The organism is Rossellomorea sp. NS-SX7 (assembly GCF_052828565.1).
Genome location: NZ_CM128249.1, coordinates 1912241 through 1939140, shown reverse-complemented (window position 1 = coordinate 1939140; position 26900 = coordinate 1912241). Strand labels below are relative to the sequence as shown.

Annotated in this window: 29 protein-coding genes; 7 read left to right on the top strand and 22 right to left on the bottom strand. The window is 41.1% G+C overall.

Features of this window, described 5'->3' with window-relative positions; genetic code table 11:
* Positions 1-35 precede the first annotated feature (35 nt).
* The 10 genes from glpK to ACUXV2_RS09560 form a co-directional block, all read right to left on the bottom strand.
* Positions 36-1526, bottom strand: coding sequence for a glycerol kinase GlpK (glpK, locus tag ACUXV2_RS09605; protein WP_446246786.1), 1491 nt, complete (start codon positions 1524-1526; stop codon positions 36-38).
* A gap of 19 nt (positions 1527-1545) precedes the next feature.
* Entirely contained in the window at positions 1546-2376 is an 831-nt protein-coding gene (locus tag ACUXV2_RS09600) for an MIP/aquaporin family protein (protein WP_446246785.1), read from the bottom strand.
* A 290-nt stretch (positions 2377-2666) separates the two neighbouring features.
* Positions 2667-3227 carry a glycerol-3-phosphate responsive antiterminator gene (locus ACUXV2_RS09595; protein WP_446246784.1) on the bottom strand — a complete coding sequence of 187 codons (561 nt, stop codon included), beginning with the start codon at positions 3225-3227 and terminating at the stop codon, positions 2667-2669.
* A gap of 300 nt (positions 3228-3527) precedes the next feature.
* Positions 3528-4304 (bottom strand): DeoR/GlpR family DNA-binding transcription regulator, encoded by a 777-nt coding sequence (locus tag ACUXV2_RS09590; RefSeq protein WP_446246783.1) that lies wholly within the window; start codon positions 4302-4304, stop codon positions 3528-3530.
* Positions 4305-4462: 158 nt separating this feature from the next.
* Entirely contained in the window at positions 4463-4921 is a 459-nt protein-coding gene (locus ACUXV2_RS09585; protein ID WP_446246782.1) for an NUDIX hydrolase, read from the bottom strand.
* A complete protein-coding gene (locus ACUXV2_RS09580) occupies positions 4914-5444 on the bottom strand; it encodes a GNAT family N-acetyltransferase (protein WP_446246781.1) in 531 nt (176 codons plus the stop codon). The genes ACUXV2_RS09585 and ACUXV2_RS09580 overlap by 8 nt, the downstream gene beginning before the upstream one ends.
* Before the next feature lie 68 nt (positions 5445-5512).
* A complete protein-coding gene (locus ACUXV2_RS09575; RefSeq protein WP_446246780.1) occupies positions 5513-6532 on the bottom strand; it encodes a DUF2332 domain-containing protein in 1020 nt (339 codons plus the stop codon).
* Positions 6529-6927 carry a VOC family protein gene (locus ACUXV2_RS09570; protein ID WP_446246779.1) on the bottom strand — a complete coding sequence of 133 codons (399 nt, stop codon included), beginning with the start codon at positions 6925-6927 and terminating at the stop codon, positions 6529-6531. Before ACUXV2_RS09570 ends, ACUXV2_RS09575 begins: the two co-directional genes overlap by 4 nt.
* A gap of 81 nt (positions 6928-7008) precedes the next feature.
* Positions 7009-8250: an aminopeptidase gene (locus ACUXV2_RS09565; protein WP_446246778.1), complete on the bottom strand. Its 1242-nt coding sequence runs from the start codon at positions 8248-8250 to the stop codon at positions 7009-7011.
* 4 nt (positions 8251-8254) lie between these two features.
* Positions 8255-8695 carry an HIT family protein gene (locus ACUXV2_RS09560; protein WP_446246777.1) on the bottom strand — a complete coding sequence of 147 codons (441 nt, stop codon included), beginning with the start codon at positions 8693-8695 and terminating at the stop codon, positions 8255-8257.
* Between the two features lie 116 nt (positions 8696-8811).
* Between ACUXV2_RS09560 and ACUXV2_RS09555 the strand changes: the two genes are divergently transcribed.
* The gene (locus ACUXV2_RS09555) at positions 8812-9315 is read left to right on the top strand and encodes an N-acetyltransferase family protein (RefSeq protein WP_446246776.1); all 504 of its coding nucleotides are present in this window, start codon (positions 8812-8814) and stop codon (positions 9313-9315) included.
* A 129-nt stretch (positions 9316-9444) separates the two neighbouring features.
* On the opposite strand, the gene ACUXV2_RS09550 is transcribed toward ACUXV2_RS09555, so the two are convergent.
* The 3 genes from ACUXV2_RS09550 to ACUXV2_RS09540 are packed head-to-tail and all read right to left on the bottom strand — an operon-like array spanning position 9445 to position 11428.
* Positions 9445-9987 (bottom strand): GNAT family N-acetyltransferase, encoded by a 543-nt coding sequence (locus ACUXV2_RS09550; RefSeq protein WP_446246775.1) that lies wholly within the window; start codon positions 9985-9987, stop codon positions 9445-9447.
* 35 nt (positions 9988-10022) lie between these two features.
* Positions 10023-10505 (bottom strand): DNA topology modulation protein FlaR, encoded by a 483-nt coding sequence (locus ACUXV2_RS09545; RefSeq protein ID WP_446247037.1) that lies wholly within the window; start codon positions 10503-10505, stop codon positions 10023-10025.
* Positions 10505-11428 carry an alpha/beta hydrolase gene (locus tag ACUXV2_RS09540; protein ID WP_446246774.1) on the bottom strand — a complete coding sequence of 308 codons (924 nt, stop codon included), beginning with the start codon at positions 11426-11428 and terminating at the stop codon, positions 10505-10507. The genes ACUXV2_RS09545 and ACUXV2_RS09540 overlap by 1 nt, the downstream gene beginning before the upstream one ends.
* Positions 11429-11541: 113 nt before the next feature.
* On the opposite strand from ACUXV2_RS09540, the gene ACUXV2_RS09535 reads away from it, so the two are divergent.
* Complete coding sequence (locus ACUXV2_RS09535; protein ID WP_446246773.1) at positions 11542-11934, top strand: hypothetical protein; 393 nt, start codon at positions 11542-11544, stop codon at positions 11932-11934.
* Between the two features lie 159 nt (positions 11935-12093).
* Here the strand turns inward: ACUXV2_RS09535 and ACUXV2_RS09530 are convergent, their stop codons facing one another.
* From ACUXV2_RS09530 to ACUXV2_RS09520, 3 genes are read right to left on the bottom strand one after another with little or no spacing between them, the layout of a single operon-like run.
* A complete protein-coding gene (locus tag ACUXV2_RS09530; RefSeq protein WP_446246772.1) occupies positions 12094-13107 on the bottom strand; it encodes a S66 family peptidase in 1014 nt (337 codons plus the stop codon).
* A 57-nt stretch (positions 13108-13164) separates the two neighbouring features.
* Complete coding sequence (locus tag ACUXV2_RS09525) at positions 13165-14199, bottom strand: hypothetical protein (RefSeq protein WP_446246771.1); 1035 nt, start codon at positions 14197-14199, stop codon at positions 13165-13167.
* Entirely contained in the window at positions 14196-15065 is an 870-nt protein-coding gene (locus ACUXV2_RS09520) for an ABC transporter permease subunit (protein WP_446246770.1), read from the bottom strand. Before ACUXV2_RS09520 ends, ACUXV2_RS09525 begins: the two co-directional genes overlap by 4 nt.
* A gap of 171 nt (positions 15066-15236) precedes the next feature.
* Here ACUXV2_RS09520 and ACUXV2_RS09515 point away from each other — a divergent pair, with 171 nt between their 5' ends.
* The gene (locus tag ACUXV2_RS09515) at positions 15237-16544 is read left to right on the top strand and encodes a D-alanyl-D-alanine carboxypeptidase family protein (RefSeq protein ID WP_446246769.1); all 1308 of its coding nucleotides are present in this window, start codon (positions 15237-15239) and stop codon (positions 16542-16544) included.
* A 154-nt stretch (positions 16545-16698) separates the two neighbouring features.
* On the top strand, positions 16699-17091 hold the full coding sequence (locus ACUXV2_RS09510; protein ID WP_446246768.1) for an SET domain-containing protein: 393 nt from the start codon (positions 16699-16701) through the stop codon (positions 17089-17091).
* Positions 17092-17158: 67 nt separating this feature from the next.
* Here the strand turns inward: ACUXV2_RS09510 and ACUXV2_RS09505 are convergent, their stop codons facing one another.
* The 3 genes from ACUXV2_RS09505 to ACUXV2_RS09495 all read right to left on the bottom strand — a co-directional run bounded on the left by ACUXV2_RS09505 (position 17159) and on the right by ACUXV2_RS09495 (position 19794).
* Positions 17159-17974 (bottom strand): EcsC family protein, encoded by an 816-nt coding sequence (locus ACUXV2_RS09505; RefSeq protein ID WP_446246767.1) that lies wholly within the window; start codon positions 17972-17974, stop codon positions 17159-17161.
* 115 nt (positions 17975-18089) lie between these two features.
* Positions 18090-19364: a hemolysin family protein gene (locus ACUXV2_RS09500; protein WP_446246766.1), complete on the bottom strand. Its 1275-nt coding sequence runs from the start codon at positions 19362-19364 to the stop codon at positions 18090-18092.
* 271 nt (positions 19365-19635) lie between these two features.
* The gene (locus tag ACUXV2_RS09495) at positions 19636-19794 is read right to left on the bottom strand and encodes a hypothetical protein (RefSeq protein WP_446246765.1); all 159 of its coding nucleotides are present in this window, start codon (positions 19792-19794) and stop codon (positions 19636-19638) included.
* Positions 19795-19995: 201 nt separating this feature from the next.
* Between ACUXV2_RS09495 and ACUXV2_RS09490 the strand changes: the two genes are divergently transcribed.
* The gene (locus ACUXV2_RS09490; protein WP_446246764.1) at positions 19996-21291 is read left to right on the top strand and encodes an MFS transporter; all 1296 of its coding nucleotides are present in this window, start codon (positions 19996-19998) and stop codon (positions 21289-21291) included.
* A 50-nt stretch (positions 21292-21341) separates the two neighbouring features.
* Here ACUXV2_RS09490 and ACUXV2_RS09485 read toward each other — a convergent pair whose 3' ends face one another.
* The gene (locus ACUXV2_RS09485; RefSeq protein ID WP_446247036.1) at positions 21342-23453 is read right to left on the bottom strand and encodes a peptidoglycan D,D-transpeptidase FtsI family protein; all 2112 of its coding nucleotides are present in this window, start codon (positions 23451-23453) and stop codon (positions 21342-21344) included.
* A 406-nt stretch (positions 23454-23859) separates the two neighbouring features.
* On the opposite strand from ACUXV2_RS09485, the gene ACUXV2_RS09480 reads away from it, so the two are divergent.
* Positions 23860-24246, top strand: a complete 387-nt coding sequence (locus tag ACUXV2_RS09480; protein WP_446246763.1) for a sporulation protein — start codon at positions 23860-23862, stop codon at positions 24244-24246.
* A 59-nt stretch (positions 24247-24305) separates the two neighbouring features.
* Here ACUXV2_RS09480 and ACUXV2_RS09475 read toward each other — a convergent pair whose 3' ends face one another.
* Together ACUXV2_RS09475 and ACUXV2_RS09470 are read right to left on the bottom strand one after the other, a co-directional pair.
* The gene (locus tag ACUXV2_RS09475) at positions 24306-25010 is read right to left on the bottom strand and encodes a class I SAM-dependent methyltransferase (RefSeq protein WP_446246762.1); all 705 of its coding nucleotides are present in this window, start codon (positions 25008-25010) and stop codon (positions 24306-24308) included.
* Positions 25011-25481: 471 nt separating this feature from the next.
* Positions 25482-26219 carry a nucleotidyltransferase domain-containing protein gene (locus ACUXV2_RS09470; RefSeq protein WP_446246761.1) on the bottom strand — a complete coding sequence of 246 codons (738 nt, stop codon included), beginning with the start codon at positions 26217-26219 and terminating at the stop codon, positions 25482-25484.
* Positions 26220-26379: 160 nt separating this feature from the next.
* Between ACUXV2_RS09470 and ACUXV2_RS09465 the strand changes: the two genes are divergently transcribed.
* Positions 26380-26859 (top strand): hypothetical protein, encoded by a 480-nt coding sequence (locus ACUXV2_RS09465; protein WP_446246760.1) that lies wholly within the window; start codon positions 26380-26382, stop codon positions 26857-26859.
* Positions 26860-26900 lie beyond the last annotated feature (41 nt).

Genomic DNA, 26900 nt, shown 5'->3' with positions numbered 1-26900 from the left:
TTATTAACTTGTTATCAGTATATCATAAATAAATTTTATTTAAAAGCCATTGCGGCGTTAACGGCTTTTTTCCAGCCACCATACAATTCTTCCCGGCTCTCTTCCGACATTTTCGGTTCGAAGTCCGTATCTTTCTTCCATTGTTTAGAAATTTCTTGACGGTCTTTCCAGTATCCTACTGCAAGTCCTGCAAGATAAGCAGCGCCCAAAGCAGTGGTTTCGTTAATAACGGGTCTTTCAACCGGAACATTCAATATATCACTCTGGAATTGCATCAGGAAGTCATTCTGTACCGCTCCACCATCGACACGGAGTTTTTTCAGGGCAATGCCAGAATCTGCTTCCATAGCTGTCAACACATCTTTCGTCTGATAGGCAAGGGATTCCAACGTGGCACGCACGAAATGTTCTTTCGATGTCCCCCGGGTCAATCCAAAGACAGCTCCCCGAACATCGCTGTCCCAATATGGGGTGCCAAGGCCGACAAACGCAGGCACTACATAAACACCATCAGTGGATTCAACCTTCTCAGCATACCTCTGACTATCTTTGGCATCCTTCAGCATACGAAGCCCGTCTCGCAGCCATTGAATGGCGGATCCGGCTACAAAGATACTCCCTTCCAATGCATACTCCACTTTACCGTCTATTCCCCACGCAAGGGTAGTCAATAATCCATTCTCGGATTTCACTGCTTTATCGCCTGTATTCATGAGCATGAAACACCCTGTACCGTACGTATTCTTGCCCATGCCTTTTTCAAAACAGGCTTGTCCGAATAGAGCGGCCTGCTGATCGCCTGCTGCACCCGCTATCGGAATCTCCTGGCCGAAGAAATGATGAGGAATGGTTTTTGCATATACTTCTGAAGAAGGGCGTACCTCAGGGAGCATTGACTCCGGAACCCCTAGAATATCAAGAAGTTCGCTGTCCCACTTTAAATCGTGAATGTTATACATCAGCGTTCTTGAAGCATTTGAGTAATCGGTTACATGTGCCTTCCCGCCGGACATTTTCCAAATCAGCCATGTATCGATCGTGCCAAACAGAAGCTGGCCGTTCTCCGCTTTTTCCCTTGCTCCTTCAACATTGTCAAGAATCCACTTCACTTTCGTCCCTGAGAAGTAAGCATCAATCAATAACCCCGTTTTGTCACGGAAGGTATCATTATGTCCCTGTGACTTTAGCTCTTCACAAATGCCTGCTGTCTGTCTGGACTGCCAAACGATTGCGTTATAGATAGGGGTGCCGGTTTCTTTATCCCATACAACCGTCGTTTCACGCTGATTCGTTATGCCAATCCCTTCTATTTGCTCCGGTTTCACATTGGACTCCGATAAAACGGTTGCAATGACGGACAAAATGGAACCCCAGATTTCATTTGCGTTATGTTCCACCCAACCCGGTTTCGGAAAGTGCTGTGTAAATTCTTTTTGGCTGGTATGAACGATTTCACCTTCTTTATTAAATAAAATGGCTCTCGAACTTGTCGTACCCTGGTCTAAAGATAAAATGAATTTTCCCATTTTGATTCCTCCCGTGAACTTAGTTTTCAGTTGATAATTTTTCTACTTTTTGTGAAAGTGTCAATTTCCTGTCGCTTAAGTAAGCTGCTCCGAGAACGGATAATGTTATGACAAGGACAACCCAGAAGCTTGTCGTGACATTTCCGGTGAATACCGCTTTATAGAATAAGCCACCGAAAGATCCGCCTAATACCGGACCTAACACCGGTATCCACGAATACCCCCAATTGGAAGGTCCCTTACCTGGTATTGGCAGCAAAAAATGTGCGATGCGCGGCCCGAGATCACGTGCAGGGTTGATTGCATAACCAGTCGTACCGCCGAGCGAGATCCCGATTGCGATGATTAAAAACCCTACAATAAATGGATTTAATCCATCTGTAAAAGAATTCGCCCCGATTGACAATAATCCTACCACTAACACAAAAGTTCCGATGATTTCACTCAATAAATTCGAGAATACATGCGGAATGGCCGGCCCTGTGGCAAATACACCAAGCTTCACCCCTGGATCCTTTGTCGCGTGCCAGTGAGGTAAGAAATGCAAGTACGTAATAATGGCCCCGATGATCGCACCAAGCATCTGTGCGAGAATATACTGCGGTACCTGGCTCCATGGAAAGTCACCGTTGAAAGCCAGCCCGAGTGTCACTGCAGGGTTAATATGCGCACCACTGAATTGGCCAACAGCATACACACTCATCGCAACTCCCAATCCCCAGCCGAATGTGATGACCATCCATCCGGAGTTATAGGCGAAAGATTTTTTTAAATTTACGTTTGCACATACTCCTGCTCCAAAGATAATGAGCAAGGCTGTTCCAATCACTTCTCCCAAAAATGCTGTCATGTCTATTCCCTCATTTCAATTTGGATTCCTGTAAAGAGACCGTTTTCATAAATGGGTATAGCATATTGTGCTATTACTGTATATATCCTGTTTCCCTGATGAGGAAACAGTCATTGCTGAAAAATCCAAAAATAAAAAGAGACATACGAAACCAGGCCCCCTTTAAGGCATGAATCACGTAAGTCTCTTTGTCTCTCTACACAATGTATTAACTTGGTTTATATACTAATATGCAATGAAACCGTTGTCAACAGTTATTTTGTATTAAGTCAATCAGATTGGTTACAGGTTCATTTTTTGTCAAAATGTTTCCATAGTGCCCGGTCTGATGTTGTTATGGCGGTGGCACCGGCTTCGATTGCCGCTTCCACTTCCTCGATTGTTTCAATGAGTCCGCCTGCAAATATAGGCTTGCCTGTCTTATCGCGGATTTCAGATATGATCTTAGGTACAACGCCGGGAAGCACTTCAATATAATCAGGCTCGGTTTTATGAATCAATTCGATGCTGCGTTTCATCGCACTGGAGTCGATCACGAACATTCTTTGCGTAGCATATACACCTTTTTGCCGAGCCTTTTTGATTACATTCCCTTTCGTGGAAATGATACCGTATGGTTTGATTTCCTGGCAGACATATTCCGTTCCATATTCATCATTGGATAGCCCATGAATAAGATCGATGTGAAGGAACATCTTACGATTGTGCTGCTTTGCATATTGAAACACACTTTTCAGCATGCCAACATGAAGATCCAGAAACACGCCGTATTCAAACGACGTCTCAAGCATTTTATCAAAATCCTTCATCGAACGAATTGCAGGAAGTATTTTTTGTCCTTCGAAGCTCATCAATTCACCTTCTTGATCGTTGGTTAATAAGGTTGATCTTTATAAAAGGTCATTATAGCACAGTAACCTGGTGCCAGGATCATAAATCTTTAAAGAAGATCATATCTCTACTCTGTCTTGTAAAACCGTACTATTTTAGCAGGCTCTCTTTATGTCTAAAAGGGTAATCTAATCGTCTCTATTGCACATCAAACGGATCAATCCCCGGTCATTGCAGCTGGAAAATCCACTCAAACCAACACCTGTCCGATGTTTTTGGCTTAAGATAAACCGTTCCGCGGAGCGATTTAAAATCAAACCCTATTGTTCTTCTTCTTCCGCCATTATTGTTTTCACACCGTGAGAATGGAGCATGTCGATTTTATCTTGACTTGCTCCATCATCCGTAATGACGAGGTTCAACATTGAAAATGGTACATTCAGCCCAGCAAACAAGTTCAAACCTATTTTATCATTCTCCATCAACACGATGTTTTTTCTTGAATTGGTAAAGATCGTGTTATGGAAGATTGCTACTTCAGGTGTCGCCGTACTCAACCCCTTCGCGGATAATCCCCCAGCAGTCGCAAAATTTACGTCCACAGTGAATTGTTTAGCAAATTCATTGGCCAGGCCATCCGTGATGTTACCCGAAGCTTTCATTATTCCGCCAACAAGATAGGTTTCAACATTTGCATAATTCCTAAGATGATAAGCGATTTCCACTGAATTGGTAACAACCGTGAATGCAATGTTTTTGGGTATGTATGTCAGCATCTTAAAATGGATGGAGGACCCACCGATAAAAACGGTTTCGTCTGCCTTTATATAAGTTGCAGCTGCTTTTGCAATCGCCGCCTGCGCCTCATTCCCCTCTCCGTATCGGACTGATGGAGGCTGTGGCCTATTCCGCGCTTTCGGATTTGGGATTGCTCCGCCATGCGTCCTCTTCAGCAAACTCTCTTCTTCCATGATAGATAAATCCCTGCGAATGGAATCAATTGAGACGTTGTATTCTTCTGCAAGGTCTTTGGCTAATACTCTCCCGATTTTTTCAACTTTTTCTAATATCTTTTCTCTTCTTTCTTCAGAAAACATGCATGTCCTCCTTTGTTCACGTTTATTCCTGAATATATGTCATTTATATTCATATTATTTCCTGGGTGGGACCGTGTCAATGAATACTGGATGTGTTTGCTTTCTCTTTTGAGATTAGACTCAAAAAAACTGCCGATATGAGTTTCGGCGTTCACTGTTTATGAAAACGAGTAATGATTCAATAAATAAAGATCTACTTCATCAAATTCTTGTATTTCGATTCCCTTATTCCATAGCATGATGTCACTGGTTTCATCATTTCTTATGAACGGCTGAATTTCTTCCACTTTCCGGTGAAAAACCGGGTTGTATTGATGTTTACCTGCAACGGTTAGCACTTTCATCAATCCTTTGAACTCCATGAAGTCCAAGTTCTGTCCTGTTTCTTCATGCAACTCTCTCAAAGCGCATTGTTCAAATGTTTCACCGTCTTCCCTTTTGCCTGCAGGCAGCTCCCATTGGTTCCTATAAGTGTTATAGCACAATAGGTAGTCGCTGCCTTTCTGCACGATGGCAAATGAACCTGCAATTGGCTGATATAGGTTTATATCAGCTTCCTTCAAAGGAATGAATTCTACAAACTGCCTGCCAACATCATTTTTTATCACCTTATCCATCCGACTTGATCCAAAATCGAAGGATCACGTTTCCGTCTTCTTCTATAAAGTCTTTGTCGGATATCCCTCCGTTGTTAAGGATGGTCCGTTTGGAGGCTTCATTCCATTTATCACAAACGACCAATGTTGCGTCGATTCCAAGTTCCTTTGTCTTCTCCAATGAAAGTGAAAGCAGCTTTGTTGCATATCCTTTTTTCCTTTCTGAAGGCCTGATTCCATATCCGACATGGCCTCCGGAATTCATCAGATTCTCTGTCAGGCTGTGACGGATGTTAACCACCCCCAGCACTCGATTATTTTCTTCGACTAACCAAAAGGTGGTATCAGGGACCCAGCCTTGTGGCAGGTTTTTACCTTTTTCTGCATCGAGCAGTGATTGAATCATTTCGTTAAAATCAGAGGGGTCTTTTTTGATAACCCATGGGATCATATCTTCACCAGAAGACTTCCATTCTTTGTGAAAATCTAAATATTCTTCTTTATATTCCGGAGACGGCTTTACCAACCTCACATTTTCACCCATCCCACACTCTCCTTTAAAATAAATTTGCAATAGTTTATCATATTACGAGAGTAAGTGGAAGAATTTTCTTATGACAAATTCCATTGAAACCATTTGCCGTGTCCATCTGTGTCCCCGATGACATGACACTCTTCTTTCCCGTTAATAAAACAATCCAGGTGAAGCTGTCTGTCCCACATATTATTGTAAAGATGAAAGATATCTCGGGCTCTTCCAATTTCTCTTATCTTCGCTTGAAGCTCTCTTTTGGAAGGTTCGGGTATCTGGTTGGCTACATGGGTATGAAATATGCATATGGTATGTTCATCAGATATCTCCTGGGTTTTATAAGGGAAGCGTTCTATTCCATCTCCTTCAATGAATTCGATATCGACGTCATTTATGATCCCAGCCGCTGAAGTGAATAAAGTCCTCCTTTCAGTGTGTTCTGGCCAAATCAGGGCTAACAGCCATTGATGGTCGTGTTCAGTGTTGATATGTAGGTCATATCCGGTCCTGGATGATACCGGAGGCGGAGCGGCATGAAGATTAGGATAGTTATCTCCTTTAATTTCAGAAGCAATCAACAATTTCGATGAAGGACACCCGTATCGTTCCTCGTTTATATCGTATTGGTACTGATATCGGTCCCAAGCCAGCTGCAAGCCTGCACTCGTCCCTATTTCAATCAACGCCAGAGGTTTCTGTGTTCTTTCAAACATATTGCAAAATGCAGGATACAGATATGCGCATCTTCTTACTTCGTTGGTTTGGACCAGTTTGGTTTGCAATATGTGAATCAGTTGTTGTTTATTCTGCAGGCAAAAGTCTTTAAAGTGTGGAAAGGATTCTGTGATGGGTAAGGGCTCTTGCACCAAGCTGGGATAGTAGTTTGATAAAGGATGAGATGAATGATTCATTAAGAGGAAATGCACTCCACCGAATAACAAGTTCGGAACAGGCTGACCATCCCGGCAGTATGTGCAAATTTCCAGAAGCTCATCATCAGCTGCAATCTTGTGGGCAAGATATTCATAGAGCGGGCTGGATTGATGGCATTCCATTTCAGCGAAGGTTTTAAATCGTTTTGATAGAGTGTGTTTATTCATCGGATATGCCTCCCTAATATCGTTACGATTCGGTTCTGGATTTCTTGTTGGTCCATGTATTGGAAAAGTCCGATACCGTTCCCCCAAGGATCCTCAAAAGTCGCCCACTTAACCGGAACCTCTTTTCTTGAATGAATGGTAAAGTCTTCTACACTCAACAATTGCATCACCCGTTTTTTTTCTGCTTCCAAGTCCGCTACACCTAAGCGGATAGGTCCACTTCCGGAAGCTGGTTCGCCCTCTGCTACCTGAAGCCAGCATCCCGGGAGCAATTCCCACTCTGCAAATCCATCATGCGGAACAAAGTCGGGTTCTCTGCTCAATAGCGTTTCATACCATGATTGTCCTTCTCTCATATTTGACACACGTACCTGAATTGTCATCTCATAAATCATCCTTAAGCTCCTTTCCATCACATAAAATGAGAGAGAACAGTGTGCCCCGCACGCTGTTCTCTTTCTTTTGTGCAGTAAAATTTAAAACGCCCAATTGCCATTTCTGAAGATCGGGACTTTGCTGCTGTCCCGAAGAATCCCATCAATGTCCATATTGGAAGAACCGATCATGAAGTCTTCATGGACAATACTTTCATTCAAGCCCTTCTCTTCCTTTTCTTCATCTGAAAGAATATTCCCATCCTTCATACATGTAGGATAGGCAGAGCCAATTGCTAAATGGTTAGAGGCGTTTTCATCAAACAATGTATTGAAGAAGAGGATACCTGTATCTGAAATCGGTGATTGATGCGGTACCAGTGCAACTTCCCCTAAATAAGAGGCTCCTTCATCCGTTTCAATCAGCTTTTCTAAAATATCCAACCCTTTACTTGCATCCATCTGAACAATTTTGCCTTTTTCAAAAGTCAGGGTGAATTCCTCAATTACATTCCCGTTATATGCAAGAGGCTTTGTGCTCTTTACTGTACCGTTCACTCCTGTTCTGACTGGAACCGTATAAACCTCTTCTGTAGGCATATTTGCAATAAAGTCTGTTCCACGCGGTGTTTTACTTGCCCCTGTCAGCCAAAGATGGTCTTCATGCAGTTCAATGGTAAGGTCTGTCCCATCAGCTTTATAATGAAGTTCCTTTAAATTCATCTTATTAAGTTCTTCGGCTTTCCTGGTCAAAGTATCCATATGTCTTCGCCATTCTGTCACAGGGTCTTCACAGCCGATTCGGACAGCTGTGAAAATGCGGTCCCACAGGGCATTCATCTGTTCTTCCTTCTCCAGCCGGGGAAATACTTTGGCAGCCCACTTATATGAAGGCATCGCGATAATGGACCAGCTGATTGAATCATTGTCAATTGCCTCAAAGAAGCGATCGAGTGCCAGCCCTTTCGCTTTTTCAAAATCTTGGATCCGTTCTGGATCAATCCCCTTCAATAAGTCGGGATCATGTGATTCAACCTGAAGAAATGCCCCTTTCCGGTCCACTACCCATTCATGAGCATCGGAAAGCCAGATGGGATATTCCTGGAATGTTTCATCCGGGGCAAGCTCATAATGGGTCCGGATGATTTCTTCATCCTCCCACTGTACGTGCACGCTTTTCGCACCGGCTAAATAAGCATGTCTCACAATTTTCCTTACCAGTTCTTCCGTACCTAATGGTGCAGCCACCCATAAATCCTGCCCCTGTTGAACATTAACACCGACCTTGACTGCAAGTTCAGCATATTGATCCAGTTTTTGTTGAAACTCGTTATGTATAGTCATCACTTTACTCCTTTTCTACTAGACTCTCGATATACGACTTCATCTTTTCAGTTGTGATTTCAAAAGCCTCATCCGGTTCATCGATTGATTCTTCCTCTTTATAAAAGTCAGCAAAATCCTGCCCTTTGTATCTAGGTACAACATGCATATGATAATGTGCCAGATCGCTAAAAATCCCGCCATTCTGGCAAATCGTGATCCCATCCGGCTTATAGAGTGCTTGTATGGTTTTTGATATAAGCTGGATGGCTTTCATAACAGAAACATTCATTTCTTCGTTGAAATCCACACCTTCTTCAAAGTGCTCTTTTGGCAATATCATGACGTGCCCAGTATTGTATGGATCATGGTCCAAGATGCAGCTCAGATGAGTATTTTCATAAATCAGATAGACCATTTCTTCTTTATTGGCAAGCCGGCAGCCAAGACATTTATGATTGCTCACTTTACCCCCTCCTCGGTATTTAAAGGATTTTATAAGTTTTAATCGAATATATAGTCATTCAGAAACTTATGTGTTTCTACTATCATAACACTTTGTGGAAAGAAGGGTAGTAAATAATGGAAGTACTGCGTTTAGACAGATCACATGCTGATGCCTATCTCCGATTAAGGCTGGAAGCACTTCAAACAAACCCGGAGGCATTCGGTGCAAGTTATGAAGAGACTATTTCAAGAAAGAATCCAGTTGAACATACAGCAGCGAGACTCGCTCAAAGAGAAAATTATACATATGGTGCCTTTGTTAACGGTAATCTGGTCGGAATGTTGGTCTTAGTACCTGAGACAGCTGAAAAAATGAAGCATAAGGCTTCCATATTCGGTATGTATGTAACCCCAAATCTAAGGGGAAGCGGGATTGCCAGGGGACTGATGGTAAAAGCGATCAGTAAAGCCAGGGAGCTGGAAGCACTTGAACAATTAAACCTGACAGTCGTAACGACAAACGATTCTGCTAAAAAATTATATACTTCAATGGGGTTTACTTCCTTTGGTTTGGAAAAAAGAGCACTCAAATACAAAGGAGAATATTTAGACGAGGAATATATGGTCCTATTTTTATAGATGAAAGAAAAGCGCAAGAACCTTGATGGCTTTGCTCTGGAGGTGGACACATCTATAGGTGGAATTTATTCCTTTCCCTAAAAGAGGACGAAGATTGATGAACATTCTTCGTCCTTTTTATTATGAAAATTAATCTTCTGGATTGACTATGGCAAAATGCTGATGATCCTCCCATTTTCCATTGATTTTGACGTTTTTAATAAAAATCCCTTCTTTATGGAAGCCGGATTTCTCCAATACCCTCATAGAGGCGATATTATGAAGCATGACTCCTGCTTCCACTCTGTGAAGCTTTAATTCCTGAAAAGCGTAATCTACAGCGAGTTGTACAGCCTCGGTTGCATACCCTTTCCCATTTTGCTTTTGTGAAAGTGAATAGCCGACATAGCAGCATTGAAGCGGTCCTCTTATCACGTCAGATAGGGACAGATTGCCGATTAATTCATTTGTTTCAGTGAGGAATATCCCAAAAGCATAATACTCATCATTCTCCATCCTCTTATTTGTCCTTCCCACCCGCTCTTCCTGATATTGAAGAGTGTAAAAATCATCGTTCATCAATGGTGTGAAATCTTTAAAAAAATCTCTGTTTTGCAGCTCGAATGAAAGCATGGCCTCTGCATCATTGAGCGTGTAGTGTCTTATATATATGTTCTTACCGATTCTTTTCACTTTTTTCTTCTCCTTTTGAACCGCTTTTCAGCTAGTTAGTTCCTCAATACCTTCACTTTATTGTGATAAGGTTCGAGAAGACGGCGTATGTTTATTTTATCTTCATTTTCAAACCGGTGATTCCATTGAAACATCTTCATCAGCATTGAAAATGTTTGTTTGTAGTTTCCTTTTTTAAGACCTGACTTTTCTTCGATGAACCTCTTGATAATCCGGATTGTACGAGTACGTTTAGGGGTATCAAGAAAGATGATGAGCTCTGACTGGACAAGACTTTCAACCATCCACCCCTGATGATGGACGCCCTCAACAATCCAGGAATCTGTCCTGACAATCGAATGGACCATTTCAGATCTCTCTTCTTCCGGCCTCCTGCGGTCCCCATCCGCTCCCCGCTCCCACATGATATTATCCAACTCATAGTAAGGAATGTTCAAATTCCGGGAAAGCTTTCTTGCGAGCGTGGATTTACCGCTTGCCACCGAACCGATGATGTGAATTTTCCTGGCTTGATGCATCAACTATTCCTTGCACCTGCATACTCACAGACCACTTTCTCGAAAAGGTCTGCTTCTTCATAATGCGGGGTATGCCCGCTGCTGGAGAAGTGGAATACTTCACCCTCTTCGGCGTCCTGAGTGAATATCTTAATATGTTCACTGCAGGTCACAGGGTCATGTTCACCGGTCATCAGCAGCATTGGGTTTTTTACTTGTTTGATCTTGTCCAATACGTTTGTGAAAATGATCCCTTCTTTACGGAGAAGGGTGTAGTGATATTCTGAACGATCATAGAATCTGTCCCACTCTTCAGCGGAGTATGCCGTGTAATAATCAGTGGGGTTATCAAAGTTGTGAGTATATATCTCCATCCTCTTTTCCCCCAGTTCATCGCTTAGCTTCATATAGATTTCAGTGAAATCTTTTGGTGTTAATTCTTTTGTTAATAGAGTTTCTGCTCTTTCTTTCAGTTCTGGTTGATTGTATTGATTAAATAATCGCGCTGTCTTCCTCAAAAGTCCTTTTGAGGTAAGTGTAAAATCAAAGGTTGGACATTCAAATAACACTTTATTAATGTGCTGGGGATATTGAAGGACGTATGCAAGGGCAAGGAACCCTCCAAAAGAATGTCCAAGCACCGACCATTTTTCTATACCCAATTCATTCCTGATTGCTTCACAATCTTCTATTAAATCTTGAAAACCAAATGGCTCGCCTTCGGAAATCGCTTCTGAACGACAAACCCCGCGCTGGTCGATAGCGATTAAGTAAAAGTGCTCCTTTAAGCGTGAGCTCTGATGAAATGAAAAATCATAACAGCTTTCACCCGGCCCCCTATGCAAATATAGCAGTGCCGGCAGTTCCTTATCTCCATATGTTTCAATATGTATTCCTTTCCCGCGTATCATCGATTCTGTCTTCATCCAAACACCTCCATTCATTGTTTCACTCTCCTACTATTCTAGCAAAAGCGTAAAGATTCCTTCATGGAATTGGAATTAGCTGGCAGGATCATCGATATGTTGATATAATACCAGGGTCTGGGGGGCTAACATTGAAAAAAATAAAACAAAACAGGTTCATCTTTTACTTATTTTCCTTTACAGCCATAATCAATTTCATTGTGTTCACTCTTGATCCAGAGTCTATCAGGTATTTGGTAATCAGTATCATTTTCTTTTTGAATGCATGTCTTTATTTTATCAATAGTAGAAAGGCTGAAAGCTATTATTGGAAACGTTGGCGGAAAATCAGGGAAAGAGGCAGATGGTATTATTCGGCAGGGTACGGAATGCTCATCATTGGCGTATCATTCAGTTTCATTCTTTCAATGGTCATCAGAAACAACTATATGTTGATCATACTATTGTCTTTAATCGGTGGACTTATCTGGGGACTCTTAATGTGGATGATCAACGAAAGAGGATATAAATCTTTGTCCTGTTGATTGATACTGAGTAAATAAAGAAAAAAACGCTCTAATCGGGCGTTTTTTTCGAATTAGGTATAAGGCGCAGTTTTGCACACATACTTTCCGCTTTTTGGTTATTTGTATGTTGTAAGTGCGAAGGTACTCCATATTACTTCTTTCAATAAATGGATTTTTCTATTTAAAGAGTTGCTTTAAGATTCTCCTGCCTTCAGCAACTTCTACTTCAGCATATGCACCGTTGATGAATGTCATCTGCGGGGGCTGATGCCCGCAATCAATATCAAAGATAACCGGCACTCCAACTTCTTCAGATAAATCCCCATAGACTTCTTCGGGGGTATACCCATTGACAGGGAAGTTTGCAGCACTTCTGCCAAACATGATTCCTGAACAGTTGTCGAACCAGCCTGCAAGTTTCATTTGAAGCAGTGATCGACGAAGTCCGGTCGTAGTTAACTCGCAGTTTTCAAAATACCATAGTATCGGTTCGCTGCCTAAGTATTTATTCTGGTAGGCATGTACATCTCCGTAGGGTGTTCCTATAAGGTGCTGGATAATATCTATACATCCTCCGAGCAATCGGCCATGGAGCTTTACTTCCTTGGTTCCTAAGGTCTTCCATTCTGTAAGTTCATTCAAATGAAACACACAGGGAGACGGGTGCTCATGATCCCATGTTTCCTGGAATTTCACTGAAGATGTTTGGGTTATGGATTCCCCCTGCTTTGTTGACAATACTTTCTCCCACATCGCTGTCGTATCATCCCAATGTTCCCCCCTGAGATCGATGAAGTTCGTACCATGAGCAGTGGCGATGCCTGTGTTGAGAGTAATTGAGAATAATAGGGAACTTGTATCCGAATATCCTAATACCCATTTACCATTCATTTTTTCAAAATCTATGAACGGAAGAATTTCCAATAATAACTCACCTCCCCATGGAGGTATGATAATATCTATCCAATCATCATTCATCATCTTCATAAATTCTGCTGCTCTTAATTCTGCACTCGCTGACCGTACCTTTTCCTGTGTCCAGGCTGTATCACCGAATACTACAGTGTAACCTCTGTCTGTAAGCCGTTTCGCGGATTCTTCCAGTATGTGGTGAAGGTTTGAAGGAACCCCTGAAGATGGAGCCGTGACGCCTATTTTCGCATGTTTATTTAAAACTGGATACATGATCATTTGTACTTTCCCCCATGTCGTTTTTAGGATTTAACAAATTGGTTTCCACTTTTTCTATCATAGCCGTTCATTGTTATGCCCGTTTTTATTCAAGAAATAAAATTGCTCAGGCTTTAATGAATGTTCCAAACTCTCACTTCGCTCTCCTTTGTGTGGAGTTTTCCTTTCTCTATAATCATCGGTTTCCATCAATCCCTCGATGCATTTGGTGATACCATTAAGTAATAGAATCGTGATTGCAAAGCATATCATCGGTCCCATGAATATCCACCATGAGAGTCCCAGTTCTTGATAACTCGTCCCCATTAAACCGGACCATTCCTGAATGATTGGTTTAGGTGGATCGCAGAAAGGCTCATAACATACATCGGTTCCTCCAAAATACAGGGTAAAGAAGCCCAGATGAGCAATGACGAGCAGAATTTGAATGACGACCTTCGGGTAAATCACGAACAGCCTTATTTTCAAGTGAGGGATCAAATGCTTGTGAAAAATTAATAATGGACTTCCGCCAAGGACTCTCGCAGAAGTGATGAATTCTTCACCAAGAATTTGTTCCGTTTCGTTTGATATGAGAATGGCTGTGGTTGGGGTAACAATGATAGCCAGCACCAGTATCTCGATGATGATTCTTTCAGGAAGCGTTGTAGTAAAGCCTTGGACTGGTTCCCATAGAACCGGATACAGAATGTTATATGCGATGATGGACTGAGGGATAAAATAAAATGACGTAAAAAATTTATGGGAAACAGCTTTAATTCTCAATTTGGTAAAACCACCAATTACCCCTATACCAAATGCAAGTGAAAAACTTATTAGAGAGATCAGGATGGCTGACCCCAGTGTGACCCCGGCACCTTCAAGAAGTTTATACCCGATATGAAATCCTTCCCGGTCTGTTCCAAAAGGAATTTGCAGTGAAGGAGGAAATGGTGCACCTCCACTGATTTTCCCGTTTTCATCATAATCAATGATGGTTTGTGGAATAACTTTTTCAGGTCCCAGGTTGTAAATCAAGCTTGAAATCATCAAAACCAGTATCAAACTGGAAAAAATGATAATGCCTGCCCAATAGAATCTTCTTGTTCTCATAGACTCATCTCCTTCCCTGTCTTCCGTTGTATGACAAGCTGTAAGATTTTCAACAGCAGGTATAAAGGAAGAAACAAAAGGATGGAAGCCATTGCAAATATAGAAGGAGTATTGTAGGTAAATAAGAAAGAGGTGACACCAAATACATTAAAAAGATTTTCCAAAATCAATAGATTCGATATCATCATCCATGCAATCTGCTTTCCGTGATAGGTCAGACTGATGAGGACATTTCTCATCATATGGATAAACAAAATGATGAAGCGGGAAAGTCCCTTGCTCCTCGCCAGTTCCACATACGGTTTCCCCTCCTCTTCCCGAAGGAATTGAATCATATTACTAAAAAAGAAAAAAGCAGGGAGAACACTTAACGTTATAGCAGGCAGAAGAATGACCTGGTTCTCCCCGACTGAAGCTAGGTCGATAAGGAGGATACCGGTTTTCTTAAAGAACCAGACGATGGTCAATTGAGTAAGCACGATAATAAAGATATCTGGTAACGAACCAAAGAAAAACGAAATGAGCTTTATGGTTCTTTTGAAAATTTTACCGAATGAAAAATAAAAGATTAACAAGATGATAGAGGAAACCAATGCAAGAATGAATGAAAGAAAAAAAATGCGCGCACTGCTCCAAAAAGCCAGCAGCAGGATGGGAAATAAACGTCTCTCAATATCTGATATCGGATTAATATATACAAGGTCCGCAGGTGAAAGTAAATCTGAAATCACTTCTCCGACTTGTTTGAAGTAGGACATCGGCGAAAGTGTCTGACTCTCAAAAAGTGCTGAAGTCGCACTGACAAAAACGATGCCCGCTGTAATCAATAAGATTTCTACAGCCATAATAGTAATATTTTTTGACATGATCCCTCTACCCCCTGCTTTCTTACAGTTACCTCTACAAACTAATGGTAACATTTTACTATTAATTGGCAATATTTTTTTACAATTGTATGACTTGGGGAATCGTATCTCCGTTTTCATGTTTCTATGTTAAAATAATTTAGTTGTAAGATTTCACTTGGAGGTACTGGTTTGAAAAAAGTCAGATTTAAACAAAGTCTATCCGTAGCAATTATTTCGTTCATGGGGTTATCATCCATGGGAGATACAGCATTTGCAGCTTCAAAGACAAAGGTTAACGCTGATGCTGCAATCTTAGTGAACGCAGATACGGGAAAAATCGTAGACAAATATAATGAAGATCAACTGCTGGGGATTGCTTCGATGACAAAAATGATGACCGAATATCTTGTCCTTGAAGCAATAGATAAAGGAAAAATTAAATGGACTGACACCTATACAGTCAGTGATAAAGTATATCAACTGGCAAATGCACCAGGATTGAGCAATGTACCGCTTCGTTCCGGGGAAGCGTATACCGTAAAAGAATTATACGAGGCGATGGTCATCAAGTCGGGAAACGGTGCGGCCATAGCCCTGTCAGAAGTGGTTGCCGGCAGTGAAGGTGAATTCGTAAAGCTCATGAATGTTAAGGCCGAAGATCTTGGCATGGAAAACTATCAGTTCGTGAATTCGAGCGGATTGAGCAACTACGATATGCTGGGCATGCATCCTGAAGGAACAGATGTGAATGATGAAAACATGGTTTCTGCAGAAGACATGGCTACACTTGCCTACCATTTAATCAAAGATTATCCTGAAGTCCTGGAAACATCTGGTGCCAACTATAAGTACTTTAGGAAAGGTACTGATGAAGAGTATTTGATGAAGAATACGAATGCGATGCTGAAAGACCGGAGCTACTATTATAAAGGGGCTGACGGCCTCAAAACAGGGACGACCCCTTTTGCGGGCTCCACATTTACAGGTACTGCTGAACGTGATGGTGTAAGATACATCAGTGTCATCCTGGATGCAAAAGATCAGTACGGACAGCCGAGCAGTGCAGAGCGATTCATTCAAACGAGAAAGCTTCTGGATTATGGATTCAATGGAGTCCAAACAGCTCAGTTCAACTTGGATGATGCCGTAAAGGAAAAGACACTCCCCGTAAAAGACGGGAAAGAATTTAAAGTAAAGCTGACGGTTGATAAGCCGCTTAAGGTTCGAATGCCGAAAGAAGAAATGGATCATGCAAACGTGAGTTTTAATGTAGATGAGGGAAAGCTAAACGAAAACGGAGAACTACAGGCTCCAATTGAAAAAGGCGAAAAGATTGGTGAACTCGTTCTATTAAATAATAAAAAAGATGAGTACATCTTAGACGAACTAGATCAGGAAACAAAGGTTGTTGTATACGCAGCATCATCTGTTGAAAAAGCAAATTGGTTCGTCAGAAGCGCACGAAATATCGGTGAGTTTTTCGGGAAATTATTTTAAAGGCCTGAATTCCCCCATCGTCATTTCTTGAACATGAGTCGATGAATCTGTGTGAATCTCATGATGATTTCACCATTTCAGATAAAAAGAGTTGCTTTCTTTACTGATTAATGCCAAGCTTACTAGGTCAGTATTTTATGAAGAAGGTGAAAAAATGATTGAAGTGAAGCTATCCTCTCTGAGTGAAGGAGACTTAAATAGAGGCGTTTTTGCCAAAAGGGATATCTCAAAAGGTGAGCTTGTACATGAAGCTCCGGTCATTCCTTACCCGAATGAAGAACACGAACATATTGAAAAAACATTCTTAGCAGACTATGTATTTGAGTATGGAATCAATCATACAGCTTTGCTATTGGGTTATGGTATGCTGTTCAACCACTCGTACACCCCTAACACGATTTATGAGATAAATTTTGATAATCATACTTTTGATTTTTATGCTTATAAAGACATAAAAGCTGGGGAAGAACTTCTCATCAATTACAATGGGGAAGTCGACAATGACGATCCTCTGTGGTTTAACAAAGACGACCAGGCAGAAGAATAACATGTAACACATCCAAGCGGAGAGGGACGGGCCTAGTATACAAAAGGCCCGTCCCTCTCTTTCAATGTTAGTTGTCACTGCTCTCTAGCTTTTCGAGAATTCTCCGTTTCCTATATAGCATACGCCCTGCTTCCCCTATGTCATGCATCATGGATTTGTTAATCATTGAGCCGAATAGAATCCCTGCAATCGGGATCATTTGAAATAATTTTTTCCATCCGAAATTATCACGGAAACTGACCATGACCTCCCTCCAGCCCTGAAGCTGGGAAATCGTCTGGTCTCTTTTGTCAGGAGAGGGTTTATTAAAATCCGTTAATTCCTGAAGGATGGCCTGTTTCCCGACAATATCGGAAGAAACGAATTGAAGACATTTAATGATGAATACCCTCTCACTCTGCTCGTTCGGATCATATCCATAACTTAGGGCAATTTCCTGCAGGGTTTTAAGGGAGATACCTAAAATAAACGGAATATCGATACTTAACGTAAGAAATCCCCCTATGCCTGTGGTGGCACCTTGTGTCATGGCAACTTTCTTCCTTGAGGCTACAATCGCTTCACTAATGTCATCCATAACTGGCAAAGGAAGCTCTTTTATTGATTCGATTCCAACCTCTTCATTACCCGTATGTTTTTTTACTCTTTTCAATACTTCTTTTTCGCTTGTGAGATAACTTCCACCTTTTTGAATATAGCTACCGATTTCATCGAGGGCCTGTCCTACTTTTTTATGAACCACTTTCGGTGTTATGCGATCTAGAATCATAAACGGCACTCTGCCAATTTTCTCCCAGAACCACATCCCTTTCTGATCTTTCTCCCACTTTGCAACGACATCGAGCTCTTGAAGCAAATATTCTTTCGTTTCGTGTTGAATCATATATGTATATCTCCTTACTTCTTAAATTCAAAAAAATAACAGGCAGTCGAATGCCTGTTATCTTTATCGGTTATCTTACCTCAATCAAAAGAGGTTTATGTTGCTTTTAGAATATCTATGATTGTAAAACGTCTTCAGAAGCATGATCCAAAACGTCTACTTTAATCGTCCTGACTCTCCGATTATCCACTTCGTCCACGGTGATCTTCAAGTGTTCATATTCGAAGCTTTCACCTTCAGAAGGAATATCTTCAAAGCTCTCCACTACCCATCCACCAAGTGTATGATAGGAGCTTTCGGGCTCAGGGACATTCAAAAGTTCTGTAAAATCATCGAGCTGGTATTGCGAATCGAATTTATATAATTTTTCATTAACCTTTGTCATGGAATGAATCTTCTCATCCTGTTCATCCCAGATTTCCCCGACTATTTCTTCCAGGATATCCTCTAGCGTAATAAGTCCCGTGGTCCCTCCGAATTCATCGACCACGATCGCCATATGAACTTTATCTTTTTGTAATTTTGTCAGCAATGAAGAAATCTTAGCTGATTCGAAAACATACATCGGTTCCCTGATCAATTGGCGGATATTGACTTCACCGAACTTTAATAGATGAGTGAAGAACTCTTTCTCTGAGAGGATACCGATAATGTTATCGATATGATCCTCGTAAACAGGGATACGCGAGAACCTTTCCTCAAAAAACATTTCCTTGATTTCATCTATTGATTGATTCACTTCTACCGCTTTCACATCGATTCGAGGGGTTAATACCTCTGATGCAATAATATCATCGAAATCCATTGAGCGATAAATTAACTCTCTCTCTTCTTTATCGATTACACCTTCTTCTTCACTTATATCGAGCATTGCCTTTAATTCTTCTTCAGTAACAGAAGGCATGGAATCATTTTTAGAAAACAGTCTTGAGACAAGTTCCTTTAACTTAAGGAATAGATAGTTAATCGGTGTAAGGAGCTTGATCAATAAATAAAGAACTCCGGATATCGTCAATGACCAGGCTTCTGCATTTTCTTTTGCCAACGATTTAGGCAGGATTTCGCCGAAAATAAGGATGACAATGGTCATGACAAATGTACTGATGACCAGTCCAGTATTACCTCCGACCAGTTTAGCTGCAATGTTGGCTGATATACTTGCTGCAGCAATATTAACGATGTTATTTCCGATGAGTATGGTAGAAAGGGCGTTATCAAAGTTATCAGTTATATATACAGCTTTTTTGCTTCCTTTTACCCCGTCACCTTCAAAGTTCTTCAATCTGATCTTATTCACACTCGAATAAGCTGTCTCCGCCGAAGAGAAAAAGGCAGAAAGCAGAATTAAAACTCCCAATGAAATCAATGAATACAGTGGTATATCGTCCAAAAAAACGTCACTCTCCTAAAGATGTTTATCTATATCTACTGTTTGAAGGTTCAAACAGAAAAAACCGTTGCTCATGAACTTTTGGCTGAGAAAAAATCCTCTCAGTAAGTATACACTTTTTTTAGAAAAGGGGATAGTATCCAATATGATCAATTCAATTTAAAAGAATATATAAAATGAATGGGACAGCAATTTAGAACAAGAGACAGCTTTACAGAACAATCCGTCATTAAAAAAAGATGCATGAAAAATCACTCATGCATCCCCCCTATCATTGACCGCCGCCAAACCAGCTGCTCGCTTTGACTCTTTCTTCTTCTTGTATTTGACGTTCATGTGCAGTGGGGTCTTGAAAGGCTGAGCTTCTTCGTTTCAACAGTGAGCTAATGACTCCGAAAAAAATGGCCATTCCAATGATGAACCATAGCATGGTATCCCCTCCTTCATACAATGAATCTTTCTGAATTCGACGTTCTCTATAGTATATACGAAGAGTGGATAGAAAAGTTTCAACTTTCAATTAATTTCGGGTATGAATCACATCCTTACATTCAGTAAGTTTTTGTTTCAGTCCATTCTTTATCTGATATAGTAATAGAAATACAACATTTTTGGTAAAGCAGGTGTTCAAATGAAACGTCCTATTCACTATGCATGGATTGTATTATTCCTGTCATTTATTTCCCTTCTTTCCGCTCAGGGAGTCCGGCTTTCTTTCGGGGCGTTCATGAATCCATGGGAGAATGAGTTTGAAACAAATCGCGGTATGATTTCATTTATTGCTTTCATCAGCTATGCAGTTTTTGGTCTATCCCAGCCATACGTGGGAAAGCTGGTTGATCAATATGGTGTTCGCAACGTTCTTTCGATTAGTATCCTCATCATTGGGGTAACGACGGTTTTAAGTTTCTTTGCAAACAGCCTTTGGGAGCTGGTTATCATTTATGGAGTCCTCGCATCAGTCGGTTTCGGCGGGGCATCAAACGTCGCAGGTTCAATTGCTGTTGCCAATTGGTTCAGCCATAAACGAGGGTTTGCTCTAGGGCTGATGTCGGCAGGTACTGCAGCAGGGCAATTACTTCTGGTTCCTTTATCACTATTCTTAATAGAAGCATTTGGTTGGAAACACACGGTTCTTCTTATCGGGTCTTTCCTGACACTTATTATCTTCCCTATTATTTATTTGTTCATTCGATCATCTCCCGAAGAAAAAGGAATGGCGGCACTGGGAGGTGAAATGAAAGAGTCTGATGCAGCTGCCTCTGTTGCTAAACACTCCTCAGCATCGCCCCTTTCAATCTTTCAATTAATGCGCAGCAAGGCGTTTATGTTTCTTCTGCTGCCTTTCTTTGTATGCGGGATAACGACCAGTGGATTGATTGACACGCATTTAATCCCTTTTGCACAATATTGCGGCTTCACTCCAGGCGTTACTGGGGCAGCTGTCAGTTTATTAGCTGGATTTAATATCATGGGGACCATTTGTTCAGGATTTTTGGCAGATCGATGGAGCTGTAAAAAGATGCTTGCGTTCCTTTATGGGATGAGGGCTATCACAATTGTTATATTGATTCTGCTATTGCAAAACATGACCTTATTCGGATTTATTGTAGGAAAGTCACATCTTCTCATCTTGTTTGCCATTTCCTTTGGAATAGTTGATTTTGCAACTGTTGCTCCCACAGTGAAATTGGCATCTGAATACTTTCAGAATTTGTCTGTAGGAGTGGTGATCGGCTGGCTCTTTTTGAGCCATCAAATGGGGGCAGCACTGGGATCTTTCCTGCCAGGCCTTCTGTTTGACTGGACAGGCGGTTATATGATTTCGTTTGTGATCTCCATCATCGTCCTGATTGCAGCAGCGGTAATGAGTGTAAGCCTACCACAAACACAAGATGTGAAATTGGAGAGGGATATCGCTCTATGAAAGTCACAATCAATAAAAAAAGCGCTGCCTGATGGCTGCGCTTTTTGTCATTATTCTGTTTCTTCTACCTCTTGATCATCAGCTTCATCCATCGTACGAACTTCACCTTCAATGGACGTATCTAACAACCCTTGTTTTTCTGCTTCTTTTTTTAATTCGAAATATTTGTCCATGATCCGTTTCGCGATTGTTTTATTGACACCGGGATCTTTGTCTTGATGAGACCATGGAACAACGACTGAATAGGCTATTTCTGGATTATCAAAAGGTGCATATCCAATTAATGTTGTATTATATGTGTCTTTTCCATTGTGAATTGATTCGGCAGTTCCTGATTTAGCCGCTGCATTATAGGGGGCATTGCTAAATTGCACACGAGCTGTACCTCTGGTGCCATGTGCTACTTGATAAAAACCATCTTGTACCTGCTGTATCTCTCTTTCTGTAACATTTAAAATATTTAATACCTTTGGTTTATTCTCCCACACAATTGGCCCAATCTTGCTTTTCTCGTGATTCGGCTCGCGTATTTCTTTCATGATGTGCGGTTCTATGCGATAGCCACCATTGGCAATAGCTGACACATACTGAGCTAGTTGCATTGGGGTATACAAATCATATTGTCCGATTGCGAAATCCAGAAGAAGACCTGGCTTTTTTTCGGGACCTTTAAGACCATAAGTTTCACCCGGTAAATCAATACCCGTATTGACTCCTAACCCAAATTGACTGAAATGGTTTCTCATTATGTCAAATGCTTTAATATCAATATCAACAAACTCCTGATGATGTGAGGTAGATCCATTTCCAATTTTGAGTGCGGTTTTAAACATGTAAACATTGGAAGAAATTTCAAGAGCTTGAATGTCCGATAAATACTTACTTCCTTGCGAAGCATTAAACCAAGAGCTCTTTTTCTCTTTAGCTAAATACATTGGTGCGTCATACATAACTTCTCCGATATTTAATTTACCCGTCATATAACCAGTCAATACCGTTGCACCTTTCACCGCAGAACCTGCTTCATAAGCTGATGTGAACGTTCCCAACGCATAGTCTTGCATCTCGGTTTGACCATCTGCATTCTCGCCATATTTCTTTCCGACCATCGACATGAGTTCACCTGTATGGGGATCCATCATCACGACAAATGCGCGGTCCAGAAAAGGTGATTCCCAATATTTCGCAGCCTGCTTCCCTAATTCCTCCTCAACGATCTTCTCAACTTCCTTCTGCAATTTCATATCAATTGTGAGCACGACATCTTTCCCGCTATGCCCCTCTTTCAGGAGCTGTTCTTCAAGGACACTACCCTTTTTCGTGATGTACTCAATCTCTTCTTTCTGTCCTTTTAATACATCTTCATATTGAGCTTCTACATAGCTCGTTCCCACCCTGTCGTTCAAGGCGTATCCTTTGGCTGTATAAGAGTTTACTAGTTCACTGGGAAGGCCTTCTTTGGAAGAAGAAACTTTCCCGAGGATCGAACGAAGTGTATCATCCCCGACATACCGTCGCTTCCAGTCGGTCGTGACATTCACTCCGGGCATTTTGGCCAAATGTTCATTTACCCTTGCCATCTCTTCTGTGGAGACACCCTCATTTTTTACGATTTGAGGAGATAATGCGTAGCCAGTATTGAATTCCCTGAATATCGCAAGTACTTCGAGCTCATCTTTGTTAAAGGATTGGATGTTTTCTTCGGTAATTCGATCCAGCTGCATTTGATAGACCTTTTTATTAACATCATCCTTGGATAGGTCTTCGTTATCTTCCAATCTCTTAATCTCATCCTTTGAAACGAGTTTTTCTGCTTCGTCAGGATGAGTGAGCAGCCAGAAATCCTGCCTGTCACGGTCAGTCACTTTTTTAGGGTCCATCTTGATCAGCTGAGCGAGCTTCCTGGCAACCTTCAACATCTCGTCCGGTTTGGTCGATTGTGTCCTCGTGTAGGTAATTGCATTCAACGGGACATTATCGACAATGACGTTGCGGTATCGGTCATAAATTTTCCCCCTCGGAGGACTGCCGTTATTTGCTTTGACATTTTCAGTGCGCTGAACTTCTTTCAGGTAATCATTCCCGTGTACAATTTGTACGATTCCGAGTCTCAAAATCAGCAGAGTGAATAAAATGAATACAGCAAAAAACAAGATGTTCATTCTGAATGGCAGTGTATTTTTCTTTTTTTTATTCTGTTTTTTCCCCTTCAATGATAAAACTCCCCTAGTCTGTAATGGTATAAATCTCTGCCATCATTGTACCGAAAATCCCCGTTCATTTCTACCTTGTTTTACCATTATTGGTTGTTATTAAAATAGATGTAAGGATAAGTAAACAGTAGGTGGTTTGTATGAAATTAAGATTAAGCATAGTACCCTGTCTAAGATAAATAGAAGTTAAATACGATTAGTCGCGGTCCGCAAAATTTGTCGACAAAGGGGGCTGGACAGTACGGGTTCTTTCTCTTACAATAAGGTTTGAATTTGAATCAATCTTATTAAAATTGAAACCAAAACTCTCCATGCAGAATTGGTAACTAGATGATTGAGAGGTTGAATTGCTTTTATGTTTAGTAAACTGATGTGCAGATTCGGTATCGGATCGACTAAAATTGATTTGGTTTTAAACAAAAAAGATTACCGTCCTGGTGAAGTCATCCAAGGCGAATACGAAATTATTGGAGGTAGGATCGAGCAGAAGCTGAAACGGATTGAAACGGAACTGCTGCAGTATGACCACAACAGTGACCGATCCTCTGTCCTTCATCACAATACCATTTTAAGTTCCTCCACCATGAGGGCCAATGAACTTAAAAAAATCAGTTTTTCATGCAGATTAGCGGACTCATATCCGCCAAGCAGTGAATCAATCTCTTATAAGCTCGTCACTCGTCTCGTCTTTGATGATGGCATTAACAGAGTTGACCATGATGATTTTCGTATTATAGCTTAGAAGTTTAAAATACAAGTTTTATAGAAAAAACGTTCAGTCACCTGAACGTTTTTTTGTTCCTATTTTTTCCTGAAAAATGCTGCAATCAATCCGGAACTTCCAAACTCCTGTGCGGAGTCGTCCTGATCCCTCATTGTTCTGATTTCAATTGGTTCATAATCCGAAAAGATTCTTTCTAATTGAGTCTTGTTGTAACCCAGTCCGCCTTGAAGGGAGCCTGTTTGGTACACCTCCCAGTCAGAAATGTCTGCACCACCCAAGTTACCGCCCCTTCTAAAAGCTGTGAGTGCAAAGTGACCTCCAGGCTTCAGTGCTTTATTTATCAATTTAAGATAGCTCAATCTGCGGTGAGGAGCTATATGGTGGAAACAACCCGAATCATAAACAAAGTCATACCCGCCTTCTTCAACGTCTAAGCTGAAAATATTGTTATGTATAAAATGAATCGAAACGCCGTTTTTTTCAGCACGTTCTTCTGCCCATTGAAGAGAGGTCACCGAAATATCGACCGCATCCACCTCCCATCCACTTTTGGCAAGATAAATGGCATTTCTTCCGGGACCACAGCCTAATTCCAATACTCTGCCCGAACTCAAATGTCCTTTACTTAGATAAGATACTAAATTTTCATCAGGTACGTTTTTGAAAAATGGTATTTTCTTTTCTCGATCAAGGTAAAACTCTGTCCAAAAATCGTCAGGTTTTCTGAGATATGAGTCAAGCATTTCAAATAATTCATCTTCATTATGAATCGTTTCTTTCATTAAACATCCCCCTTCCTGGTATAATTCAATTTTACCTGCACAGCGTCATACGTTGGTTACCACGATTTTACAATATCGTTAAAATACGTGTTCAGCTTAATCCTAATCCTAGTGTTTTCGCAACCGAGAAGGTATCCTGCTTTCACTTGTGTGAGTGAAACATTAGTTTTCGTAGGTACCTACACAATAAAGTTAAATGCTCCCACGATGAATCGTGAGAGCATACAAGGGAAGCGTTTTCTGTTGATTCATCCCGTTTTGTTACAAATGTTTCAACTATATTACAAAACGTTCGGTCAAATAAAAAAGAAACCTCAGCATTAGCAGTGGTTTCTTTCTATGTACTTATTCAACACCATATAGTTTCACAAACTCCAAACGTTCCTATTCAAAATATCCTACAGCAAGCACACTGAAAATGCACCCCAAAAGGACAAATAGTGTGGTCACGGTATTCACCCCACATTCCGGTTATTTTTCCTCATTCGCATCAAGTTCCTTTCCAATTGAAAATCCGTCGAACAGCCTGCCCCCATGAGGCTTCAGTACTGAATCAACCAGTGATATGACCCGCTGCTTATCACCTGTTTTATAAAAGTACTCAAAGCTGTTTACGAATCTTTCGGTAAACACACGGTCGTATTCGCTCAGGGCACGCACAATCCATTTGGAAGACCCCACCCATCTTCGGTTAGTCCTTAATACAAATTCATGCAAGGCTTCAGCAAGGCTGCCCGCAATAAAAATAGTCTCCCCGCGCTTTTTACTTCCGACAAAATCATCAAGCAGATCGGTTAGGAAGTATCGTTTCATACGGATGGTTGAAGAATTCCAGTCCGGAGGTCCTTCTTTCAAAAAGGTCTCGGCTGTTTCCTTAAACTCGCTGCCTGAACCATGATCTTTGATGATGATTCCTTCAGCGACCATTCTTGGAAGGGATGGTCTGCCTCTCTCGCAATCGCTCTTAAAGTATTCAATCAACGTCTCTTCATTATGGACGAATACCTCAATCGGCCAGTCGTAAGCGATCAGAGACTCGCGGTACGCCGTTTTTACTTTTTCATCAATTACGACAATATCCAGGTCGGAAGTGTCCGTTGCTTCTCCTCTTACAACACTTCCCCCTAATAAGACGGTTGCGCTCCCTGAAAAGTTTTCTTCAGTGAACAATTTTGCTGCTTTAAGCGGTTCCATCCTTTTGCTACTCATATATATACTCCCTCTCAGATTTATCCAGATATAACTATATTAGCTTACTTGTAAGCGGAATGGTTAAAATTTATCGCTTATCGATTTTGAGCCTATCTTCCTCGTTTGGTATTTCTCTTAATGGGAAAACTGGGAGTAAACAACAAAGGAGGTCCCTGCAGTGAAAAAAATAACACTTTTCACGTTTGTACTAATTGGCGGCATGTTACTGGGTGGATGCGGCGCAAGTGATAATGCAGAAGAAGTGAAGGAGGTCACCCCTGCTGAAGATTCCCAGCCGGCAGCTGGTGATGGAAAAAAGGAGAAAGAATCTTCGAATGTTGAAGAAAATCAAAATCTCTCAAGTGGTATAGAGAAGACAATAAGTTCTGTTGAAGATTTAGCCATTACACTGAAGAGTGGGGCTGATGATGCAACGAAATTAAATGAACAAGGCATGATGATAGAAGAAAAATGGGACGAAATTGAAAAGGAAATAGAAGAGAAATACCCGGAAGATTATAAAAACATTGAGGAAAGCCTCTATCCTTTAATTGAAGAATCAAAAAAAGAAACACCTGACTCCGCTAATCTAAAGACCCTGGCAGATGATACGAATAACAAACTGAATGAGTTTCACGAAAAAATAAAAAATGAGTAAATTGATCAAGCCGCAGCATGGATTTGAACATCCTGCTGCGG

Excerpts from the sequence above, each read along its gene's own strand:
- glpK (WP_446246786.1), bottom strand. The coding sequence starts at position 1,526 with ATGGGAAAATTCATTTTATCTTTAGACCAGGGTACGACAAGTTCGAGA.
- ACUXV2_RS09600 (WP_446246785.1), bottom strand. The coding sequence starts at position 2,376 with ATGACAGCATTTTTGGGAGAAGTGATTGGAACAGCCTTGCTCATTATC.
- ACUXV2_RS09595 (WP_446246784.1), bottom strand. The coding sequence starts at position 3,227 with ATGAGCTTCGAAGGACAAAAAATACTTCCTGCAATTCGTTCGATGAAG.
- ACUXV2_RS09590 (WP_446246783.1), bottom strand. The coding sequence starts at position 4,304 with ATGTTTTCTGAAGAAAGAAGAGAAAAGATATTAGAAAAAGTTGAAAAA.
- ACUXV2_RS09585 (WP_446246782.1), bottom strand. The coding sequence starts at position 4,921 with ATGGATAAGGTGATAAAAAATGATGTTGGCAGGCAGTTTGTAGAATTC.
- ACUXV2_RS09580 (WP_446246781.1), bottom strand. The coding sequence starts at position 5,444 with ATGGGTGAAAATGTGAGGTTGGTAAAGCCGTCTCCGGAATATAAAGAA.
- ACUXV2_RS09575 (WP_446246780.1), bottom strand. The coding sequence starts at position 6,532 with ATGAATAAACACACTCTATCAAAACGATTTAAAACCTTCGCTGAAATG.
- ACUXV2_RS09570 (WP_446246779.1), bottom strand. The coding sequence starts at position 6,927 with ATGATTTATGAGATGACAATTCAGGTACGTGTGTCAAATATGAGAGAA.
- ACUXV2_RS09565 (WP_446246778.1), bottom strand. The coding sequence starts at position 8,250 with ATGACTATACATAACGAGTTTCAACAAAAACTGGATCAATATGCTGAA.
- ACUXV2_RS09555 (WP_446246776.1), top strand. The coding sequence starts at position 8,812 with ATGGAAGTACTGCGTTTAGACAGATCACATGCTGATGCCTATCTCCGA.
- ACUXV2_RS09545 (WP_446247037.1), bottom strand. The coding sequence starts at position 10,505 with ATGCATCAAGCCAGGAAAATTCACATCATCGGTTCGGTGGCAAGCGGT.
- ACUXV2_RS09540 (WP_446246774.1), bottom strand. The coding sequence starts at position 11,428 with ATGAATGGAGGTGTTTGGATGAAGACAGAATCGATGATACGCGGGAAA.
- ACUXV2_RS09530 (WP_446246772.1), bottom strand. The coding sequence starts at position 13,107 with ATGATCATGTATCCAGTTTTAAATAAACATGCGAAAATAGGCGTCACG.
- ACUXV2_RS09525 (WP_446246771.1), bottom strand. The coding sequence starts at position 14,199 with ATGAGAACAAGAAGATTCTATTGGGCAGGCATTATCATTTTTTCCAGT.
- ACUXV2_RS09520 (WP_446246770.1), bottom strand. The coding sequence starts at position 15,065 with ATGTCAAAAAATATTACTATTATGGCTGTAGAAATCTTATTGATTACA.
- ACUXV2_RS09510 (WP_446246768.1), top strand. The coding sequence starts at position 16,699 with ATGATTGAAGTGAAGCTATCCTCTCTGAGTGAAGGAGACTTAAATAGA.
- ACUXV2_RS09505 (WP_446246767.1), bottom strand. The coding sequence starts at position 17,974 with ATGATTCAACACGAAACGAAAGAATATTTGCTTCAAGAGCTCGATGTC.
- ACUXV2_RS09495 (WP_446246765.1), bottom strand. The coding sequence starts at position 19,794 with ATGCTATGGTTCATCATTGGAATGGCCATTTTTTTCGGAGTCATTAGC.
- ACUXV2_RS09490 (WP_446246764.1), top strand. The coding sequence starts at position 19,996 with ATGAAACGTCCTATTCACTATGCATGGATTGTATTATTCCTGTCATTT.
- ACUXV2_RS09485 (WP_446247036.1), bottom strand. The coding sequence starts at position 23,453 with ATGAACATCTTGTTTTTTGCTGTATTCATTTTATTCACTCTGCTGATT.
- ACUXV2_RS09480 (WP_446246763.1), top strand. The coding sequence starts at position 23,860 with ATGTTTAGTAAACTGATGTGCAGATTCGGTATCGGATCGACTAAAATT.
- ACUXV2_RS09475 (WP_446246762.1), bottom strand. The coding sequence starts at position 25,010 with ATGAAAGAAACGATTCATAATGAAGATGAATTATTTGAAATGCTTGAC.
- ACUXV2_RS09470 (WP_446246761.1), bottom strand. The coding sequence starts at position 26,219 with ATGAGTAGCAAAAGGATGGAACCGCTTAAAGCAGCAAAATTGTTCACT.